The 17,807-nt window shown below is 64.1% G+C and carries 16 protein-coding genes and 1 tRNA gene; 9 read left to right on the forward strand and 8 right to left on the reverse strand.

Going from position 1 to position 17,807, the window contains the following annotated elements; genetic code table 11:
- Positions 1 to 94: 94 nt before the first annotated feature.
- Positions 95 to 1,846: a gamma-glutamyltransferase gene (ggt, locus tag RAD15_RS10090; protein ID WP_458176844.1), complete on the forward strand. Its 1,752-nt coding sequence runs from the start codon at positions 95 to 97 to the stop codon at positions 1,844 to 1,846.
- 95 nt (positions 1,847 to 1,941) lie between these two features.
- Positions 1,942 to 3,237 (forward strand): MFS transporter, encoded by a 1,296-nt coding sequence (locus tag RAD15_RS10095; RefSeq protein WP_458176845.1) that lies wholly within the window; start codon positions 1,942 to 1,944, stop codon positions 3,235 to 3,237.
- 151 nt (positions 3,238 to 3,388) lie between these two features.
- Here the strand turns inward: RAD15_RS10095 and RAD15_RS10100 are convergent, their stop codons facing one another.
- Positions 3,389 to 4,054 carry a glutathione S-transferase family protein gene (locus RAD15_RS10100; protein WP_458176847.1) on the reverse strand — a complete coding sequence of 222 codons (666 nt, stop codon included), beginning with the start codon at positions 4,052 to 4,054 and terminating at the stop codon, positions 3,389 to 3,391.
- Positions 4,055 to 4,206: 152 nt separating this feature from the next.
- Here RAD15_RS10100 and RAD15_RS10105 point away from each other — a divergent pair, with 152 nt between their 5' ends.
- From RAD15_RS10105 to panE, 4 genes are all read left to right on the forward strand, one after another.
- Positions 4,207 to 4,803, forward strand: a complete 597-nt coding sequence (locus tag RAD15_RS10105) for a DUF2239 family protein (protein ID WP_458176849.1) — start codon at positions 4,207 to 4,209, stop codon at positions 4,801 to 4,803.
- A gap of 86 nt (positions 4,804 to 4,889) precedes the next feature.
- Positions 4,890 to 6,239: an MATE family efflux transporter gene (locus RAD15_RS10110; protein WP_458176851.1), complete on the forward strand. Its 1,350-nt coding sequence runs from the start codon at positions 4,890 to 4,892 to the stop codon at positions 6,237 to 6,239.
- 103 nt (positions 6,240 to 6,342) lie between these two features.
- On the forward strand, positions 6,343 to 6,951 hold the full coding sequence (locus RAD15_RS10115; protein WP_458176853.1) for a 2-hydroxychromene-2-carboxylate isomerase: 609 nt from the start codon (positions 6,343 to 6,345) through the stop codon (positions 6,949 to 6,951).
- A gap of 111 nt (positions 6,952 to 7,062) precedes the next feature.
- Complete coding sequence (gene panE / locus RAD15_RS10120) at positions 7,063 to 7,986, forward strand: 2-dehydropantoate 2-reductase (protein WP_458176855.1); 924 nt, start codon at positions 7,063 to 7,065, stop codon at positions 7,984 to 7,986.
- Positions 7,987 to 8,172: 186 nt separating this feature from the next.
- Here panE and RAD15_RS10125 read toward each other — a convergent pair whose 3' ends face one another.
- The 5 genes from RAD15_RS10125 to RAD15_RS10145 all read right to left on the reverse strand — a co-directional run bounded on the left by RAD15_RS10125 (position 8,173) and on the right by RAD15_RS10145 (position 12,430).
- Positions 8,173 to 8,766, reverse strand: coding sequence for a c-type cytochrome (locus RAD15_RS10125; RefSeq protein ID WP_458176857.1), 594 nt, complete (start codon positions 8,764 to 8,766; stop codon positions 8,173 to 8,175).
- A 218-nt stretch (positions 8,767 to 8,984) separates the two neighbouring features.
- Entirely contained in the window at positions 8,985 to 10,259 is a 1,275-nt protein-coding gene (locus tag RAD15_RS10130) for a PQQ-dependent sugar dehydrogenase (RefSeq protein WP_458176859.1), read from the reverse strand.
- Between the two features lie 76 nt (positions 10,260 to 10,335).
- Positions 10,336 to 10,605: a hypothetical protein gene (locus RAD15_RS10135; protein WP_458176861.1), complete on the reverse strand. Its 270-nt coding sequence runs from the start codon at positions 10,603 to 10,605 to the stop codon at positions 10,336 to 10,338.
- A 33-nt stretch (positions 10,606 to 10,638) separates the two neighbouring features.
- Positions 10,639 to 11,625, reverse strand: a complete 987-nt coding sequence (locus tag RAD15_RS10140) for an NAD-dependent epimerase/dehydratase family protein (protein WP_458176863.1) — start codon at positions 11,623 to 11,625, stop codon at positions 10,639 to 10,641.
- 118 nt (positions 11,626 to 11,743) lie between these two features.
- Positions 11,744 to 12,430, reverse strand: a complete 687-nt coding sequence (locus RAD15_RS10145) for a glutathione S-transferase family protein (protein WP_458176865.1) — start codon at positions 12,428 to 12,430, stop codon at positions 11,744 to 11,746.
- A gap of 109 nt (positions 12,431 to 12,539) precedes the next feature.
- Between RAD15_RS10145 and RAD15_RS10150 the strand changes: the two genes are divergently transcribed.
- Positions 12,540 to 13,112: a TetR/AcrR family transcriptional regulator gene (locus RAD15_RS10150; RefSeq protein WP_458176867.1), complete on the forward strand. Its 573-nt coding sequence runs from the start codon at positions 12,540 to 12,542 to the stop codon at positions 13,110 to 13,112.
- Between the two features lie 73 nt (positions 13,113 to 13,185).
- Here the strand turns inward: RAD15_RS10150 and RAD15_RS10155 are convergent.
- A tRNA-Gly gene (locus RAD15_RS10155) sits at positions 13,186 to 13,260 on the reverse strand.
- A 275-nt stretch (positions 13,261 to 13,535) separates the two neighbouring features.
- On the opposite strand from RAD15_RS10155, the gene trxA reads away from it, so the two are divergent.
- Positions 13,536 to 14,459: a thioredoxin gene (gene trxA / locus RAD15_RS10160; protein WP_458176869.1), complete on the forward strand. Its 924-nt coding sequence runs from the start codon at positions 13,536 to 13,538 to the stop codon at positions 14,457 to 14,459.
- A gap of 104 nt (positions 14,460 to 14,563) precedes the next feature.
- The gene (locus RAD15_RS10165; RefSeq protein WP_458176871.1) at positions 14,564 to 15,241 is read left to right on the forward strand and encodes an LON peptidase substrate-binding domain-containing protein; all 678 of its coding nucleotides are present in this window, start codon (positions 14,564 to 14,566) and stop codon (positions 15,239 to 15,241) included.
- A gap of 12 nt (positions 15,242 to 15,253) precedes the next feature.
- On the opposite strand, the gene RAD15_RS10170 is transcribed toward RAD15_RS10165, so the two are convergent.
- Positions 15,254 to 17,755: an EAL domain-containing protein gene (locus RAD15_RS10170; protein WP_458176873.1), complete on the reverse strand. Its 2,502-nt coding sequence runs from the start codon at positions 17,753 to 17,755 to the stop codon at positions 15,254 to 15,256.
- Positions 17,756 to 17,807: the final 52 nt, after the last annotated feature.

Raw genomic sequence — 17,807 nt, forward strand, 5'->3', positions numbered from 1 at the left:
GTCCCCATCACGAACAGTTTTGCCTCACTCCGAGCAAACCGTATAGCATTGCGGTGACGCGTGTGAACTGGCCCGAAGCCACGGCGGAAATTTGATGATGTCGTCATATTCGACACGGCGGACATTTTTCGCCTTCATTGCCACTCTGGCGTTCGGTCTTGCACCGGCGACCGCGCAGGATGCACGGCGGGCCTATGTGCCGCCCGCGCTCGACATGGTGCACGCCGTTCCCGCCGAGCACGGCATGGTCGTGGCGCAGGAGAAGATCTCCGCGCGGGTCGGCGCCGATATCCTGCGGCGGGGCGGCAATGCGGTCGATGCCGCGGTCGCGACCGGCTTTGCAATGGCGGTGACCTATCCGCGTGCCGGCAATATCGGCGGCGGCGGCTTCATGGTGATCCATTCCGCCGATCGCAAGGAAGACATCACGATCGATTACCGCGAGACCGCGCCGGCCGCGACCACGCCGCAGATCTTTCTCGGCGCGGACGGCAAACCTGATCCAGCGAAGTCGCGTGATTCCGCACTCGGGGTCGGCGTCCCCGGCACCGTTGCCGGTCTTTCCCTGGCGCTGGAGAAATACGGCTCCGGCCAGTTCACGCTGGCTCAGTTGCTCGAGCCCGCCATTGCGCTTGCCCGCGACGGCTTCATCGTCAGCGACGACATCGCCGACACGCTGCCGGGCTGGCATCGGCGAGTGGCACGCTGGCCCTCCTCGGCCCGGATTTTTTCACGACCTGACGGCACGCCGCTCGGCGAGGGCGACCGGCTGATTCAGAGCGACCTTGCCGAAACGCTGTCGGCCATCGCCGCACAAGGACCGCGCGGCTTCTATGAAGGACCCGTTGCGGACAAGCTTGCCAAGGCGCTGGCCGATGCGGGCGGCATCATGACGCCGGACGATCTGAAGACCTATCGGGCGGTGATCCGCACGCCGGTGCGCGGCACCTATCGCGGCTACGATATCGTGTCGATGCCGCTGCCTTCGTCCGGCGGCGTGGTGCTGGTGGAGACGCTCAACATCCTCGAAGGCTTTCAGCTGGGCGATCTGAAGCAGGGCTCGCCGGCATCGCTGCATCTGCTGATCGAGGCCATGAAGCGCGCCTACGCGGACCGCGCGCGCTATCTCGGCGATCCCGCCTTCGTCAACGCGCCGATCGAGACGCTCACCGCAAAGGACTACGCCGCCAAGCTGCGCGCGGGTATCTCTATCGATCGCGCCACCCCGTCGAAAGAGCTCGTTGCCGCCGCCCCCTCGCCGCGCGAAGGCAGCAACACCACGCATTACTCCGTGGTCGATGCCCGCGGCAATGCCGTCAGCAACACCTATACGCTGAACTTCAGCTACGGCGTCGGCCTCGTCGCCGATGGCACCGGCGTGCTGCTCAACAACGAGCTCGACGATTTCACCGCGGCGGTCGGTGCTTCCAACGCCTACGGCCTCGTCGGCTTCGAGCCCAATCTGCCCGGGCCCGGCAAACGTCCGCTGTCCTCGATGTCCCCGACCATCGTCCTGAAGGACGGCAAGCCGGTGCTGGTGACGGGTTCGCCCGGCGGCAGCCGCATCATCTCCACCGTGCTTCAGGTGATGGTCAACGTGCTCGATTACAAAATGGATGTCGCCGCCGCCGTCGCCGCCCCGCGGCTGCATCACCAATGGTTGCCGGACGAGGTGCGCATCGAGCGCGGCTTTCCCGACGATGTCCTGTTCGAGCTGAAGGCAATGAACCACGTCATCGTCGAGCCGATGGGACAGACATCGGCCAATTCGATTCTCGTGACGCCGAGCGGTCCTCTCGGCGCGCCCGACCCGCGCACGCGCGGTGCGGAGGCAGCAGGGCAGTAACTCTGTCCCTGCATGGCGAGCGGACCTGCCGCGGCTTGCGCAGGCCACCGCGCGTGCTACCACCGCAGCACCAAGAAACTGCCGGGGAAACGCACATGACCACCGCCGATCCGAACCAGCGCATCGAGCGCGCGGAGATCGAGGACACCAGCCTTCTCGCCTTCTATCGCGACATGAACGGCGCCGAGCGCCGGACGTTCTGGGCCTGCGCCGCGGGCTGGGCGCTCGACGGCATGGACTTCATGATCTATCCGCTGGTGATCGGCACCATCATCGCGCTGTGGAAGGTCGATGCGGCCTCGGCCGGCCTTGCCGGCACGGTGACGCTGCTGGCTTCCGCCATCGGCGGCTGGCTCGGCGGTTATCTCTCCGACCATATCGGACGAGTGAGGACGCTCCAGATCACCATCATCTGGTTCTCGTTCTTTTCGCTGGTCTGCGCCGTCGTGCAGAATTTCGACCAGCTGCTGATCGCGCGCGCCGTGCTCGGTCTCGGCTTCGGCGGCGAATGGGCGGCGGGCGCCGTGCTGATGGGCGAGGCGATCCGGCCGCAATATCGCGGACGCGCGGTCGGCTCGGTGCAGTCCGGCTGGGCCGTCGGCTGGGGTCTCGCCGTGCTGTCGCAGGCGATCCTGTTCTCGCTTCTGCCGGCAGAGACGGCGTGGCGCTGGATGTTCGTGATCGGCGCACTGCCGGCGCTGCTGGTGTTCTACATCCGCCGCTCCGTCACCGAGCCGGAGATCGCAGCCGAGGCACGCGCCAGGCACGCCGAAACGGGCAGCCATCCGAAACTCTGGGAGATATTCACCTTCCCGATCGTGAAGACCACGGTGCTTGCGTCGCTGATGGCGACAGGCTGCCAGGGCGGCTACTACGCCGTCACCTTCTGGGTGCCGCAATTCCTGACCAAGGAGCGGCATCTGTCGGTCGTCGGCTCGACCGGCTATCTGGCGACGCTGATCATCGGCTCCTTCATCGGCTATCTCACCGGCGCGTGGCTCGCCGACCGGATCGGACGGCGCAACCTGTTCCTGATCTTCTCGATCGGCGCCATGGCCGTGGTGCTGCTCTACACGCAGCTGCCGCTCACCAACGAGATCCTGTGGGTGCTCGGTTTCCCGCTCGGCTTCTTCGCCTCGGGCTACTTCTCAGGCATCGGCGCATTCCTGACCGAGCTCTATCCGACCCGGCTGCGCGGTTCCGGCCAGGGCTTCTGCTACAATTTCGGTCGCGGCATCGGCGCGCTGTTTCCGTTCCTCGTCGGTGCGCTGTCGGCGACGACGTCGCTTGCGAACGCGATCGCGATCTTCGCGGTGGTGGCCTACGCGCTGTTCTTCATCGCCGCATTCGCGCTGCCGGAAACGCGGGGACGCGTGCTGCACGCGAACTAGTCACACTGTCATCCCGGGGCGATGCGAAGCATCGAACTATGGTGCGCAATTGCGCACCGGGGAATCTCGCGCCACAACCTCGAGATCCTCAGGTGCGCGATTGCGCACCTGAGGTCTGGTGCTTCGCACCATCCCGGAATGACGGGACTAACTACCGCCCCACCTGATACGGCCCGCCCTTCTCCAGCGCACGCGCGTAAGCCGGCCGCGCATGGATGCGCTCCAGGAACGCCATCGCCTTGGGATGACCCTGCTCCAGCCCACCGCGCGCTTGCGCGGCTTCGAGCGGGAAGCTCATCTGGATGTCGGCGGCGGTGAAGTCGTTGCCGGCGAACCACTCGGTCTTACCAAGCTCGCCTTCCCAATAATCCATGTGCTGCTTGAGCTGCGGATTGACCAGCGCGGTCAGCGCCTGGTTGCAGACCTTGCGCACCAGCGGGCGAAGCAGCGCCGGCGCGCGCTTCGGCATCAGCGTGAACAGCAGCTTGAGCAACAGCGGCTGCATCGCCGAGCCCTCGGCATAGTGCAGCCAGTAGGTGAAGCGCAGCCGCTCCGGCGTGTTCGGCGGCGGGATCAGCCGGCCGTTGCCGTAGGTCGCGATGAGATATTCGATGATCGCGCCTGATTCCGCGATGGTGTTGCCGTTGTCGGTGATGACGGGCGACTTGCCGAGCGGATGGATGGCGCGCAGCTCCTTCGGCGCGCGCATGTCGGGCTGACGCTGATAGCGCACGATCTCATAGGGCACGCCCAACTCTTCGAGCAGCCACAGCACGCGCTGCGAGCGGGAATTGTTGAGGTGGTGAACGGTCAGCATCGCGTGGTCCCCGGGGCTAGGCGTGGTCGGTCGGCCGAGGCCGTTCGTGCCAGCCCGGGAACACAATGTCGAGCCATCCGGATGATATTTTCACCCGGGTATATTGACGCCGCTAATTTACCCGGGTATTAAGGCGACCCAAGGTCACCAATATGGCAATGATTCCAATGCAAAAGACTTTCACCGCCTTTCAGGGCCAGCGCCGTCTGGTGTCCGGGCCGGCTGGCGAGGTCGCGCTGGTCGTCAAGCGGGTGGCGCCGCGGCCGGACGAGCCCATCATCATCTTCGAGGACGGCACGGGCCGGTCGATCGACTTCGATCTGCGCGGCGGGGACCGCGAGGTGCTGGCGCGCTTGGCGAAACTGATCCCGCCCCCGGTCGAGGAGACCGCACCACCGAGCGAGCCGCGCGGCCGCGGCCGGCCGAAACTCGGCGTGGTCGCGCGCGAGGTGACGCTGCTGCCGCGGCACTGGGAGTGGCTCAATGCCCAGCCCGGCGGCGCCTCGGTCGCGCTGCGCAAGCTCGTCGACGAAGCCCGGCGCGCGAGCGGCGACAAGGACCGCGAGCGGCAGGCGCGCGATGCCGCCTATCACTTCATGTCGACCATGGCCGGCAACCTGCCGCAGTTCGAGGAAGCTTCACGCGCCCTGTTCGCGGATGACCGGCGGCGCTTCACCGGACTGATCGCCGATTGGCCGACTGACGTGCGCGACCACATCGTCAAGCTCGCCTACAGCGACCGCGCCTAAAGAGCGCGCTCACACTCAACCCCATCGACGGCCGAGCCGCGCATTGCGCGGCAACGGCTTCGCACGCCCTGATGAAAGGTCAACCCATGTCCAACGCCACGCCGCTCTGGAAAACATTCCTGCGCTTCCTCGCGCCGTTGATGCTGAGCAACGCGCTGCAATCGCTGTTCGGCACCGTCAGCAATGTCTATCTCGGTCAGATGATCGGCGTCGACGCGCTGGCGGCGGTGTCGGCGTTCTTCCCGGTGATGTTCTTCCTGTTCGCCTTCGTCATGGGCCTCAGCACCGGCGCCACCGTGCTGATCGGCCAGGCGTACGGCGCCGGCGAGCACGGCAGGATCAGAAACGTGGTGGGCACCACGCTCGCGGTCGGCCTGCTGCTGTCGCTGTCGGTTGCATTGGTCGGCGGGATCTTCAGCCGGCCATTGATGGTGATGCTGGCAACGCCCGCGGACATTCTCGACCAGGCCAGTGATTATGCGCGCATCATGCTGCTGACGATGCCACTCGGCTTCGTCTTCCTGCTGATGACGGCGATGATCCGCGGCGTCGGCGACGCGGTAACTCCATTGCTGGCGCTGGCCATGTCGACTGCGATCGGCCTGATCCTGACGCCGATGCTGATCCGCGGCGTGCTCGGATTGCCGGCGGCCGGCATCACCAGCCCGGCCTGGGCGACCGCGATTGCCAACGTGCTGACGTTGATCGCGCTGGCCATCTATCTGCTGCGGAAGAAGCACGCGCTGGCGCCGGACGCTGCACTGCTGCGTCACCTGCGGCTCGATCGCGCCGTGCTCGGAAAAGTGCTCGGCATCGGGCTGCCGAGCGCGATCGGCATGGTGGTGATGGCGATCGCGGAGCTGGTGCTGCTCGGCCTCGTCAACGCCTACGGATCCAACGCCACCGCCGCCTATGGCGCCGTCAACCAGGTGATGGGCTATACGCAGTTCACGGCGATCTCGATTTCGATCGCGGTCTCGATTCTCGGCGCACAGGCCGTCGGCCAAGGCGACAGGGCGCGGCTCGACGGCATCGTGCGTACCGGTCTCGCGTTCAACATCGTCCTGACCGGCGGCTTGGTGGCGCTGATCTACCTCGCGCCGCGCGTCGTGCTCGGCATCTTCATCACCGACGGCGCCGTGCTCGACCTGGCGAAGGAATTGCTTCACATCGCCTTGTGGAGCTCGGTGCCGTTCGGCCTGGCGACGGTGTTTTCGGGCGCGATGCGGGCTGCGGGTGTCGCGCTCGCGCCGATGCTGCTGTCGATCTTCGCGATTCTCGCAATCGAATTGCCGTCCGCGGTGATCCTGAGCCGCACCGTTGGACTGAAGGGCGTGTGGGCCGCCTATCCGATCGTGTTCTGCGCCATGTTCCTCTTGCAGATGGGCTATTACCTCCTGGTGTGGCGCAAGCGGGCAATTCGGCGCCTGATCTGACCGTCAAAGTATTATGACCGTCATTAAACGGTAGACCTGTGGCGCGCCCTGCGCCACAATGGATGAAAAGCCAGCTCAGAAAGCTAGGTCAGGGAGAATGATTTTGGCCCGCACAGCCCCGCAATTCCTGTTCGATTTCGGCAGCCCGAACGCCTATCTCAGCCACCTCGCGATTCCCGCAATCGAGCAGCGCATCGGCGTGAAGTTCGAATACGTGCCGATCCTGCTCGGCGGCATCTTCAAGTCGACCAACAACAAATCGCCGGCCGAGACGCTCGCCGGCATCAAGAACAAGCGCGAATTCCAGGCGGTCGAGACCGAGCGCTTCATCAAGCGCTTCAAGGTCGCGCCTTACGTCTTCAATCCGCACTTCCCCGTCAACACGCTGAACCTGATGCGCACCGCGATCGCGGCACAGCTCGAGGGCGTGTTCGAGAAATATGTCGAGGCCGCCTTCCACCACATGTGGCGCGAGCCGAAGAAGATGGACGATCCTGAAATCGCGGCGAAGGCGCTGGCGTCCTCCGGTCTCGATGCGCAAAAGCTGTTCGCCCGCGCCCAGGAGCCCGAGGTGAAGGGCAGACTGATCAAGAACACCGAGGAGGCGGTCGCCCGCGGCGCGTTCGGCTCGCCGACCTTCTTCGTCGGCAACGAGATGTTCTTCGGCAAGGAGCAGCTGCGCGAGGTCGAGGAGATGGTATCGGGGAAGTGATTTTCGTATAGTAGATAGACCGAGCAATCATCTCCGGTGTCGTCCTGGCCTAGTGCGCAATTGCGCACGGGAGCCGGGACAGCGGCAAGAAGAAACAATAAGGACAATCCCATGCGTATCCTCGTGGTCGGCGCCGGCGCCATAGGCGGCTATTTTGGTGGCAGGCTGTTGCAGGCCGGCCGTGACGTCACCTTCCTGGTCCGGCCGCGCCGCGCCAGCGAACTGGCGAGCGCCGGCCTCGTGATCAAGAGCCCGAATGGCGATGTGACGCTGAAAAATCCGCCGACCGTGCAGGCCGACGCACTCAAGGAAAAATTCGACGTCGTGCTCTTGAGCTGCAAGGCGTTCGACCTCGACGACGCCATCAAGTCGTTTGCGGCGGCGGTCGGCCCGAACACGTCGATCATTCCCATGCTGAACGGCATGAAGCATCTCGACACGCTCGACGGCAAGTTCGGCAAGGAGCGCGTGCTCGGCGGCCTCTGCGCCATTGCCGCGACCTTGAACGAGAAGCGCGAGGTGGTGCAGCTCCAGCCGATGCAGTCGATCAATTACGGTGAGCGCGACGGCAAGCTGTCGGACCGGATCAAGGCGATCGACGAGGCCTTCAAGAGCGGCATCAACGGCGCCACCGCCAGCCAGAACATCATGCAGGACATGTGGGAGAAGTGGGTGTTCCTCTCCTCGCTCGCCGCAAGCACCAGCCTGATGCGCACCTCCGTCGGCAACATCCTCGCCGCACCCGGCGGCCAGGACTTTCTGCTCGGCATGCTGGACGAGACCAGCGCCATCGCCACCGCGTCAGGCTATCCGCCGGGCGGCCCGTTCTTCGAGCGCGTGAAGGGCAATCTGACCGCCGAGGGCTCGCCGATGACGGCCTCGATGTTCCGCGACATCAAGGCTGGCCTGCCGGTCGAAGCCGATCACGTGATCGGCGATCTCATCGCCCGTGCAGATGCCGCCAAGGTGCCGGTGCCGAAGCTGCGCATCGCGTACACACATCTGAAGGCGTATGAGAAGCAGCGGGCGGGGTAGTTTGCTAACCGCACACTCAGTGGTCGTCCCGGCGAAGGCCGGGACCCATAACCACAGGGTGCAGTTTGGCGAAGACTGATAGTTGTTCGGTTTCCCGCGGTACTAACCTCCACTTACCGATGGATCACGCGGTATGGGTCCGGGCCTTCGCCGGGACGACAATGGAGGTTGCGGCGACACCCAGCACTATTTGAGATACGCCAGATAGTGCGAGACGGCCGTGATTTCCTCGTCGCTCATGTGATAGGCGACATCGGCCATCGCCGCGACGCCGCCGCCCACGCGAGCGCCCGCCTTATAATCATGTAGCGCCTTGATCAGATATTCCTCGCGCTGACCCGCAAGCCGCGCCACCGCCTTGGTGCCGGCAAAGCTGTCCGTGTGGCATGAGGCGCAGCGCCGGCCGACGGCAGCTTGCGCGCCCTTTTTCGACAAGTCGGGATCAGTGTCTTCCGCTGCCTTCGGCGGGGTCATCTGCGAGAAATAGGCGCCGAAGTTGCGAATGTCCTCGTTGGTGATCTCTTCGACGATCGGCTGCATCTGGTCGTTCTTGCGCGAACCGGCGCGGAAGAACACGAGCTGCCACTGTATGAATTGATCGGGCTGCCCCGCCAGCGAGGGGATGTTCTCGGTCTGCGAGATACCGTTCTCGCCGTGGCAGCCGGAACAGACGGCGGCCTTCTCCTTGATCGCGGCATTATCGGCGGCAACTGCGGGAAGAACGGCGAGCGCTGCGAGCGCAACCGTGCTGATTGCGTGAGAGATGAACTGCCGGCGCATGGTGAGAATTCCGATCTGTCGAGCTGGCCATTCCGGGGCGTGCGGAGCACGAGCTACGATGCGCGATTGCGCATTTGAGAATCCATAACCCCCGTTCGTGGGTATGGGTTCCTGACTTGCGCGCAGGTAGCGCGCGATCCGGAACGACAGCGTGGGATTTTGAAAATGAAAGAGGCTGCGGCCCCTCGCGGCCACCGCAGCCTCTTATCGTTCGCGCGCTACTTCTTGCTGTAGCTGATGCGATAGATCGCGCCGGCCCAGTCGTCGGCAACGAGGATCGATCCGTCCTTGGCGAGGATGATGTCGTCGGGACGACCGAGATAGCCCTGGTCGCCCTCGATCCAGCCGGAGGCGAACACCTCCTGCTTGGCATTCTTGCCGTCGGGCCCGACGATCACGCGCATGATGCGGCCGCCCTGGTACTTGTGGCGATTCCAGGAGCCGTGCTCGGCGATCAGGATGTTGTTCTTGTACTCAGGCGGGAATTGGTCGCCGGTATAGAACTTCATGCCGAGCGGAGCGACATGCGCGCCGAGATTCAGCACAGGCGGCGTGAACTCGGAACACTTGTGACCCATCGCGAACTTCGGATCGGGCAGATCGCCCTGGTGGCAATAGGGATAGCCGAAATGCTCGCCCATCTTCGAGATCATGTTCAGCTTGTCTGAGGGCAGATCATCGCTGATCCAGTCGCGCGCATTCTCGGTGAACCAGTATTTGCCGGTGCGCGGATCGACGTCGCCGCCGACCGAGTTGCGGACGCCGAGCGCGTAGATTTCCGCGTTGCCGGTCTTGGGGTCGACGCGGCGGATCTGCGACACGCTGGTCGGGGGCACGCCGACGTTGAAGGGCGGTCCGAACGGAATGTAGAACCAGCCTTCCTTGTCGACCGCGATGTACTTCCAGCCATGCGCGGCATAGGACGGCATGTCGTCATAGACGACCTTGCCGTCGCCGAGCTTGTCCAGATTGGCCTCGGCGTTGTCGTAGCGGATCAGCTTGTCGACGGCGATGACGTAGAGCGCGCCGTCCCTGAAGGCGAGACCGGTGGGCATGTTCAGCCCCTTGAGGACGGTCTTGACCTCCTTCTTCCCATTGTTGTCCTTGATGGCATAGACGTTGCCGAGACCGAACGAGCCGACGAACAGCGTGCCCTTGTCGCCCCAGGCCATCTGCCGCGCGGCCAGCACGCCGGAGGCGTAGACCTCCATCTTGAAGCCCGCCGGCAGCTTGACCTTCTTGACGATGTTGGCGAGCTCGGCGTCGGAGGCGCCAGTCGGCGGGCCCGATGGCGGCGCGAGACCCTTCTGCGCCTCGGTCTCGTCGCCGAGGAACCAGTCATCCGGCGGATGGGTCCAGAACTCCTTGGTCCCGGATTCGTATTTCTTCAGCGGCTTGCTCTTGTCCTGCTGTTGCGCATTGCCGGCGCTGGTCCCCGCAAGAAGGGCCACGGCCGCAAGCGCCAACACGGATCGATGGAACATCGATGTCATCGCGTCACTCCCCTAAGGCAGCCGTCAGGGCTGCGATTTATTTTGTTTTGCTAGTCGAGAGGCGAAGTGGAATCTGTCAGGACGACAGACGCAAAAAGGTTAGCACATCTGCGAGCACTGAGAAGCGCGTCGCGCGCAGTGCGGTTGCGCTCAATAAAAATTGAGACGGAATTTCTTCGAACGCGAACGCGGCGACGAAAACGCTCTCGCTGCAACGCGGAATCAAAACGGCGCGCGCCTCATTTGCGGGCAGCACGAGGCGCGGACAACACAAAAACGCGAAAACAACCCCATGCACAGTAGAACGGCTGAGGTCGCTTTGCGCGCGGTGACTCCCGATAGGCATTTGACCGATCGAGCAAAACGGCAAAGGCGGCGATCATGAGGCGACAGGATAGGGTCCCTCGTCGAATGTCGTCTCGTGATAGCCTTTCGACCCGATCTCGCGCGCCAGCGTGCTGCGAAAATCCGCGCCCGCACGCAGGCTGTTCAGGACGTGCGCAAAGTCGAACCCGGGCCGCCAGCCCAGCTCGCGCCGCGCACGTTCGTTGACATAGACACGGTCGATCCCGGGAAACAGACGCCAGCCGCGCGCCGCATAGAGCTGCCCACAATCCGGATAGAGCTCGCGCACGACATTGGCTGCGTCGCGCGCAAGCGCGGCGAGGTGGCGTTGCTCGAATGGGCTGGTGGCGGAGACGATGTAGCGCGCGAAGCCGATCTCCGGCGCGCGCTCGGCGGCGAGCAGATGGGCACTCACCGCATCCGCTATATCCAGCCGGCGATAGAGCAGCTCGTTGGCCTGCGCATTCTCCAGCGCATAACGCGACCGCATCGCCGGATCGTCATCGTCCTCCGGAAAGAAGCGCGAGGTTCGCAACACGACGACAGGCAGGCCGCGCTCGCGAAAGAACAGCTCGCAGAGAGTTTCCGCCATCAGCTTGGTCGTGCCGTAGATGTTCTTGGGCACCGGCGGCAGATCCTCGGTGACCCACACGGCGGCCTGTCCGTCCCCGGGGCGAAGCTGCGAGCCGAACGCGCTGGTGGTGCTGGTGAAGACGAAGCTCTGCACGCCGGCAGCCGCGGCCGCCTCGAGCAGATTGAGCGTGCCGGTGACGTTGGTGTCGACAAAATCCTGTTTGCCGTGGGTCCCGACATGCGGCTTGTGCAGCGTCGCGGTGTGGATCACAGCGGAGACGCCGTCCATCTGGCGCCGCACGAAGCCCGCATCGACGATCGAGCCGACGGCATCAGTGAAGGGCGATGTCTTCAGATCTATCCCGCGCGCAGGCGAGCCGCGAGCCCGGAGGGTCCGCAGAATCGCCTCCCCGAGGTGGCCTGCGCTGCCGGTGATGAGAATTGTCATTGCTCCTCCGGGATCGATCGTTCTTCGCGGCGCCAGGCGAGGCGGAACTGGTTCAAACCAGCCTCGCGCTTCGCCCACCACCCAGCGACCGTTTGCGGCCGGAAGGGCCTGCCGTCAATCACAGGCCGAAGCGGCGCGCGTCGTCGGCGAGAAATTCCTGGCCGCTGCGATGCTTCACGCTGGGCAGCGCGGCAATCCGTGCGCGCCACGCGATGAGCGCGGAGCAGTCGTCGGGAACCGCGAGACCCGCAGCGTCGGCGAACATCAAGCCGGCGAAGACGGTGATGTCCGCCATCGAAAATGTGTCGCCGGCGATGTACGGCTGCCGCTCCAGCACGCCATTGAAATAGCTCATCCCCGCGCGGGCTCGTTCGCCCTGCCGCTGTCCCCACTCGGCGCGGCCGTTCCAGTCGGGGCTCTTGAAGGCCTGAAGCTGCGGACCGAGACCCGGGGTGGCGTGATGGAAATAATCGCCGACGGCGTCGAGTAGTTCGGCTTCCGCGCGCCGCTGCATCATGTGGATCAGTGCTCTCTGTCTGGGCGTCGCGCCCGTCAGCGTCGGGCGACCATCCAGATGATCGAGATATTCGGTGATGGCCGTCGATTCGGAGATGAAGGTGCCATCTTCGAGCTCAAGCACGGGCAGGACGCCGGACGGGTTCTTTTTCAGGAACGCGGGGCTTTTGTGCTCGGCCCCGATGAGGTCGATCGGGACGAATTCGACCTGGGAGTCGAGCTGTTTTTCCGCAAGGGCGATGCGGATACGGGCGGGGTTCGGGAAGCCTGGACGGTCGTAGATCTTCATACGGCACCTTCATTTATCTGTCTATCGATAGATAGGTTGGCGACCCGCTTTATTCCCCTTCTCAGCGGCCCGGTCAACAGCTATCTATCGGTTGATAGGTAACGTTTCGATGGCAAAGACCAAAACTGACATGCGAGAGGCCGTTCTGGCGGCCGCGCGCGCCACCGTGCAGGCGCGCGGATACACCGCGCTGAGCTTTCGCGAGCTGGCGAAGGAGGTCGGAATCAAGAGTGCCAGCGTGCACTACCATTTCCCGACGAAGGGCGATCTCGGGGTGGCCCTGGCCCGGCGCTACACGGAGGAGGGCACGGCCTATCTGGAGGAGGTCCTCGCAACGGCACCCGATCCGCATGCGTGCTTCGACCGCTATATCGAGATTTTTCGTGCCGCGCTCGCTAACGGCAATCGCATGTGTCTGAGCGGCATCATGAGCGCCGAGCTCGACGATCTTCCTGAGGAAGTGAAGCACGAGATCGATCGTTTCCCTCGCATGAATATCGCCTGGATCACGCGTGTGCTCGCGACGGCCAACGCCTGTGCCAGCGAAGATGAAAGAAGCGAGCGCGCGATGGCGATCTTCGCCGCGATCACGGGCGCGCAATTGATTGCGCGCGGACGCAACGACATCTCGGTCTACGATCGTGCCATCGAGACCTACCGCGTCTCGGGATTGATTCCCTGATCAGCGCGGGGCTCGCACGAGGCAAACCGAAGCGAACTTCGCTTATGGGGGCGCTGGATGCTTGGGAAAAAATTGGAGCGGGCGAAGGGGCTCGAACCCTCGACCCCGACCTTGGCAAGGTCGTGCTCTACCACTGAGCTACACCCGCATCCTGTGTCGGTCGCGTGACGCGCCGGCAACGGCTGTCGTATGCCAAAAGCGGGAGGGGAATGCAACAGCTACCGGCGGGATAGATTGGGTTCTTGAGGCCCTATATGGACCCTGAATGCGGCCAAACCGCCCGAAAACGCCCCGGAACAGCCGAATCGGCCTCGGCGGATTGAAATTCGGCCGCCCCGGCCCAATTTAGGAGCCGACAGCGAAGCATATGTGATGGCGACGTGCTAAAGACCCGCCATTCCAGACATCAGACGAGGGAATCCCGTGACGATCATCGACCAGGGTAACGGAGCGGCGGGCCCGGCTGCGGCCGATCTGATCAAGGACACCACCACCCAGACCTTCGTGAAGGACGTCATCGAGGAATCGAAGCGCCAGCCGGTGCTGATCGACTTCTGGGCGGAGTGGTGCGGCCCCTGCAAGCAGCTCACCCCCGTGCTGGAAAAGGCGGTCAAGGCCGCCAAGGGCAAGGTCAAGCTGGTCAAGATGAACATCGACCAGCACCCGGCGATCCCGGGCCAGATGGGCATCCAGTCGATCCCGGCCGTGATTGCCTTCGTCAACGGCCAGCCGGCCGACGGCTTCATGGGCGCGGTGCCGGAGAGCCAGCTCAACGCCTTCATCGAAAAGCTGACCAAGGGCGTGACCGCGCCGGGCGAGGTCAACGTCGCCGAGATCGTGCAGGAAGCCGATGCCGTGCTCGCCGAGGGCGACGCGGCGGCCGCAGCGCAGATCTATGCCGAGGCGCTTCAGCATGATGCGACCAACATCGCGGCCCTTGCCGGCCTTGCGAAGTGCTACGCTGTCGCCGGTGCGATGGAGCAGGCCAAGCAGACACTGGCCATGGTGCCGGAATCCAAGCGCAACGATCCCGCGGTGAAAGCCGTGCAGACCGCGATCGATCTCGCCGAGCAGGCGGAGCAGCTGGGCCCGGTGCCCGAGCTGGAACAGAAAGTTGCCGCAAATCCGCTCGATCATCAGGCCCGGTTCGACCTTGCCACCGCGCTGAATGCGCAGGGCAACCGCGCGGCCGCCACCGAGCATCTGCTCGAGATCGTCAAGCGCGACCGCAAATGGAACGAGGACGGCGCCCGCAAGCAGCTGGTGCAGTTCTTCGAGGCCTGGGGCGGCACGGATGATGCAACCGTCGAAGGACGCAAGCGCTTGTCGACGATCCTGTTTTCGTAAGGGTTATTGTTGGAGCATGATCTTGTCGGAAGACCGCTTCACACTTTGCGCTAACGCGGCCCTTCGGGTCCGGATCATGCTTTAGCCAAGTCAGCGGGGACCAGATGCCGATCAACATCGAATATCGCGGCCCCGCCGACCTCCCGGAAATCATCCCGGTATTTCCGCTGCCGGGCGCGCTGCTGTTGCCGCGCGGCCAGATGCCGCTCAACATCTTCGAGCCGCGCTACCTCTCGATGGTCGACGACAGCTTCCGCGACGGTCATCGCCTGATCGGCATGATCCAGCCTGATGTGGCGCACTCGCCGAAGAATTCCGACAAGCCGGCGCTGTTCCGCGTCGGCTGCGTCGGCCGCATCACCCAGCTCGCCGAGTCCGGCGACGGCCGCTACATCCTCGAGCTCACCGGCGTCTCGCGCTTCAAGGTGGTCGAGGAACTCGAGGTGCTCACCGCCTATCGGCAGTGCAAGGTGGATTTCTTCGCCTTCGTCGACGACTTCACCGCGCGCATGGGCGAGGACGAGGTCGATCGCGAAGCGCTGCTGGCGGTGCTGGCGGACTTTTTGAAGGCCAACAATCTCAAGGTCGACTGGGAAGGCGTCGAGAGCGCCCCCAACGAGGCGCTCGTCAATGCGCTGGCGATGATGTCGCCCTATGGCCCCGCGGAAAAGCAGGCGATGCTGGAGGCGCCGGATTTGAAGACCCGCGCCGAAATCCTGATCGCGGTCACCGAGATGGACCTCGCCAAGAAACGCACCAGCGGCGATCCGCCGTTGCAGTGACGGCGCGGGTGCTCACGCGGCGCGGACGGCTGCCCGGACACCACGCCTCAGCAATTTCGCGACGCCGGATGCAGGCATCGGCCGGCCGAAGTAATAGCCTTGCGTTTCACCACACCCCTCGTCACGGAGGATGTTCAGCTGCTCCTTCGTCTCGACGCCTTCGGCAGTCGTCGTCTTGCCGAGGCTGACTGCGAAGCGAACCACGGCCCGCGCGAGATGGTGCGCGTCTTCCCTTCCGTTGGACAGTTCGTTGACGAAGCTGCGGTCGACCTTGATCTTGTCGAATGGGAATCTTTGCAGAAAGCTCAGCGACGAATAGCCGGTGCCGAAATCGTCCAGGGCGATTCGCACGCCGAGTTCGCGCAATTGACCGAGTGCTGCGAATACAGCTCCGCTGTCATGCATGATCACCGTCTCGGTAACCTCGAGCTCGAGCCGGTGTGGCGCAACTTTCGAACTCGCCAGTGCGCCGATGATGACCGGGACAAGCTCCTTGCTCCTGAATTGAGCGGGAGACAAGTTGATCGCGATCCTGAGATGGGCAGGCCATTTGGCGGCCTCCGCACAGGCGGTCCTCAAGATCCATTCTCCCAGCGGCACGATCAAGCCGGTCTCCTCCGCGAGCGGGATGAATTCGCCGGGCATGACCAGACCTCGCCGCGGGTGATGCCAGCGTAGCAAGGCTTCGAAGCCGCGGATCTCGCCGGTCGCGGTATCGACGAATGGCTGGTAGTGCAGCTCGAATTCACCGTCGGCAAGCGCATCCCGCATGTCGCGCTCCAGGTTGCGTCGCGCATGCATGAGCTCGTCGAGTTCCGGCTCGAAGAAACGGAATGCACCGCGTCCGCCGCTCTTGGCCGAGTAGAGGGCTAGATCTGCGCCCTTCATGAGCACGTCGGAATCGTCGCCATCGCGCGGCGCGATGGCAATGCCGATGCTGGTGCCCACCGTGACCCGGTGATCGCCGAGGTCAAAGGGTTCGCAAAGCGCCTTTCTGACGTTCTCGGCGAGGGTGGCAGCCTCGACGGCCGGGTTGGTCACGTAGTCGATCACGGCGAACTCGTCGCCGCCCAGCCGCGCGATCAACGCGGTTTCCGTGGTGCATTCGCGCAGACGCGCCGCGACGGCGCGCAACAGGGAATCGCCCGCCGGATGTCCCAGCGTGTCGTTGACTTCCTTGAAGCGATCGAGATCGAGCATGAGCACGGCCAGATCGAGGCCGCCATTGCGCGTAACGGCAAGGGCATGCTCCATCCGCTCCCTGAGCAGCACGCGATTTGGCAGATCGGTCAAGGCATCGTGTTGCGCCATGTGAGCGATCTTGGCCTCGGACCGGCGTTGCTCGGTGACATCAAGATGGGTCGCGACCCACCCGCCGCCGGCCATCGGCTGTCGCGTCACGCAAATCAGCCGACCATCCGCAAACTCGTCGATTCGGCTCGAGACTGCATCGAACGGCAGGGCGGCCAGTTTCGAGATGAATTGCCCGGCAGCGCCCTCGCTGGTGTCGCCCTTGAGGACGCCGTTCGCAACGCGATGCCGGATGATGTCGGAATGTGGGGTCCCCGTTCTCAGCAGTTCCGGCGGCAGCCGATAGAGCAGGGCATAGCGTTCGTTGCAGACGACTAGTCGCTTCTCCGCATCGAACATGCAGAGCGCCTCGACCATGTTGTTGATGGCCGTATCCAGCCTGAGTTTCTGGTCCTGGATTTCCTGTTGCGAATCTTCCACCTGCTGCCTGGCGCGCGAAAGCTGGCTGATGATTTCCTCGAACCTGCTGGTTCTGGTCGCAAGGCGGCGATCCGCCAGCACGCCGACGAAGCTCATCCCGAGCACCGACAGGGCCACACCCGCAATTGCCACGGCGAGGAAGGTCGGCGAAAGCGACAATGTATCGTGTGCCAGCGTCGGGTCTGGAACGATCTGCACGGCCCCCATGGCCGTGAAATGATGCGACACGATGGCGAGCGTCAGCAGCAGCGCCGCGACGAAGGTCCCCGACTTGCTCTTGCGGCCCAGGACAACCGCGAGCGCGGCGTAGCCCAGGACCATGCCGAGGACGATCGAGATGAACACCAGCCCCGGCAACCAGGTCACGCGGCCCGGCACTTCGAGGGCCCACATGCCGATATAGTGCATGCTCGCAATGCCGGCGCCGATGATGCCGCCGCCGGCAGCCGCGCGCCAACGGCCGGAGTTGTTGACGGCAACGCCGAACCCGCCTGAGGTCAAGATCATCGCCGCCGCGAGCGACAGCGCTGTCAGCACGAGGCCGTAACCGGTCGGGACGCCGGGCTCGTAGGCGAGCATTGCGACAAAATGCGTTGCCCAGATTCCGTAGCCGATGGCCGCGCCGGCAATCGCAATCCACATCAGCCGCGTCCACGCGCGCGAGGCGATTGCTCGATGAAAGATGCTGACGGCTACAATGCTTGCAGCGAAGCAAACCAGGCCGGCGAGCATGACAAGCCGCCAGTCGTGCTCCGCCGTGAGGCAGGTAAAAACGCGGAACATTCAATATCGCTCCCTCGTCAATACTATCGAGGATTGATCCGATCGGGCTTTC

The sequence above is a fragment of the Bradyrhizobium sp. 14AA genome (assembly GCF_054185205.1).

What these genes read in the sequence shown, in the direction of transcription:
- ggt (WP_458176844.1), top strand. Translation starts at nt 95, where the DNA reads ATGATGTCGTCATATTCGACACGGCGGACATTTTTCGCCTTCATTGCC.
- RAD15_RS10095 (WP_458176845.1), top strand. Translation starts at nt 1,942, where the DNA reads ATGACCACCGCCGATCCGAACCAGCGCATCGAGCGCGCGGAGATCGAG.
- RAD15_RS10100 (WP_458176847.1), bottom strand. Translation starts at nt 4,054, where the DNA reads ATGCTGACCGTTCACCACCTCAACAATTCCCGCTCGCAGCGCGTGCTG.
- RAD15_RS10105 (WP_458176849.1), top strand. Translation starts at nt 4,207, where the DNA reads ATGGCAATGATTCCAATGCAAAAGACTTTCACCGCCTTTCAGGGCCAG.
- RAD15_RS10110 (WP_458176851.1), top strand. Translation starts at nt 4,890, where the DNA reads ATGTCCAACGCCACGCCGCTCTGGAAAACATTCCTGCGCTTCCTCGCG.
- panE (WP_458176855.1), top strand. Translation starts at nt 7,063, where the DNA reads ATGCGTATCCTCGTGGTCGGCGCCGGCGCCATAGGCGGCTATTTTGGT.
- RAD15_RS10125 (WP_458176857.1), bottom strand. Translation starts at nt 8,766, where the DNA reads ATGCGCCGGCAGTTCATCTCTCACGCAATCAGCACGGTTGCGCTCGCA.
- RAD15_RS10130 (WP_458176859.1), bottom strand. Translation starts at nt 10,259, where the DNA reads ATGACATCGATGTTCCATCGATCCGTGTTGGCGCTTGCGGCCGTGGCC.
- RAD15_RS10135 (WP_458176861.1), bottom strand. Translation starts at nt 10,605, where the DNA reads ATGCCTATCGGGAGTCACCGCGCGCAAAGCGACCTCAGCCGTTCTACT.
- RAD15_RS10140 (WP_458176863.1), bottom strand. Translation starts at nt 11,625, where the DNA reads ATGACAATTCTCATCACCGGCAGCGCAGGCCACCTCGGGGAGGCGATT.
- RAD15_RS10145 (WP_458176865.1), bottom strand. Translation starts at nt 12,430, where the DNA reads ATGAAGATCTACGACCGTCCAGGCTTCCCGAACCCCGCCCGTATCCGC.
- RAD15_RS10150 (WP_458176867.1), top strand. Translation starts at nt 12,540, where the DNA reads ATGGCAAAGACCAAAACTGACATGCGAGAGGCCGTTCTGGCGGCCGCG.
- RAD15_RS10165 (WP_458176871.1), top strand. Translation starts at nt 14,564, where the DNA reads ATGCCGATCAACATCGAATATCGCGGCCCCGCCGACCTCCCGGAAATC.
- RAD15_RS10170 (WP_458176873.1), bottom strand. Translation starts at nt 17,755, where the DNA reads ATGTTCCGCGTTTTTACCTGCCTCACGGCGGAGCACGACTGGCGGCTT.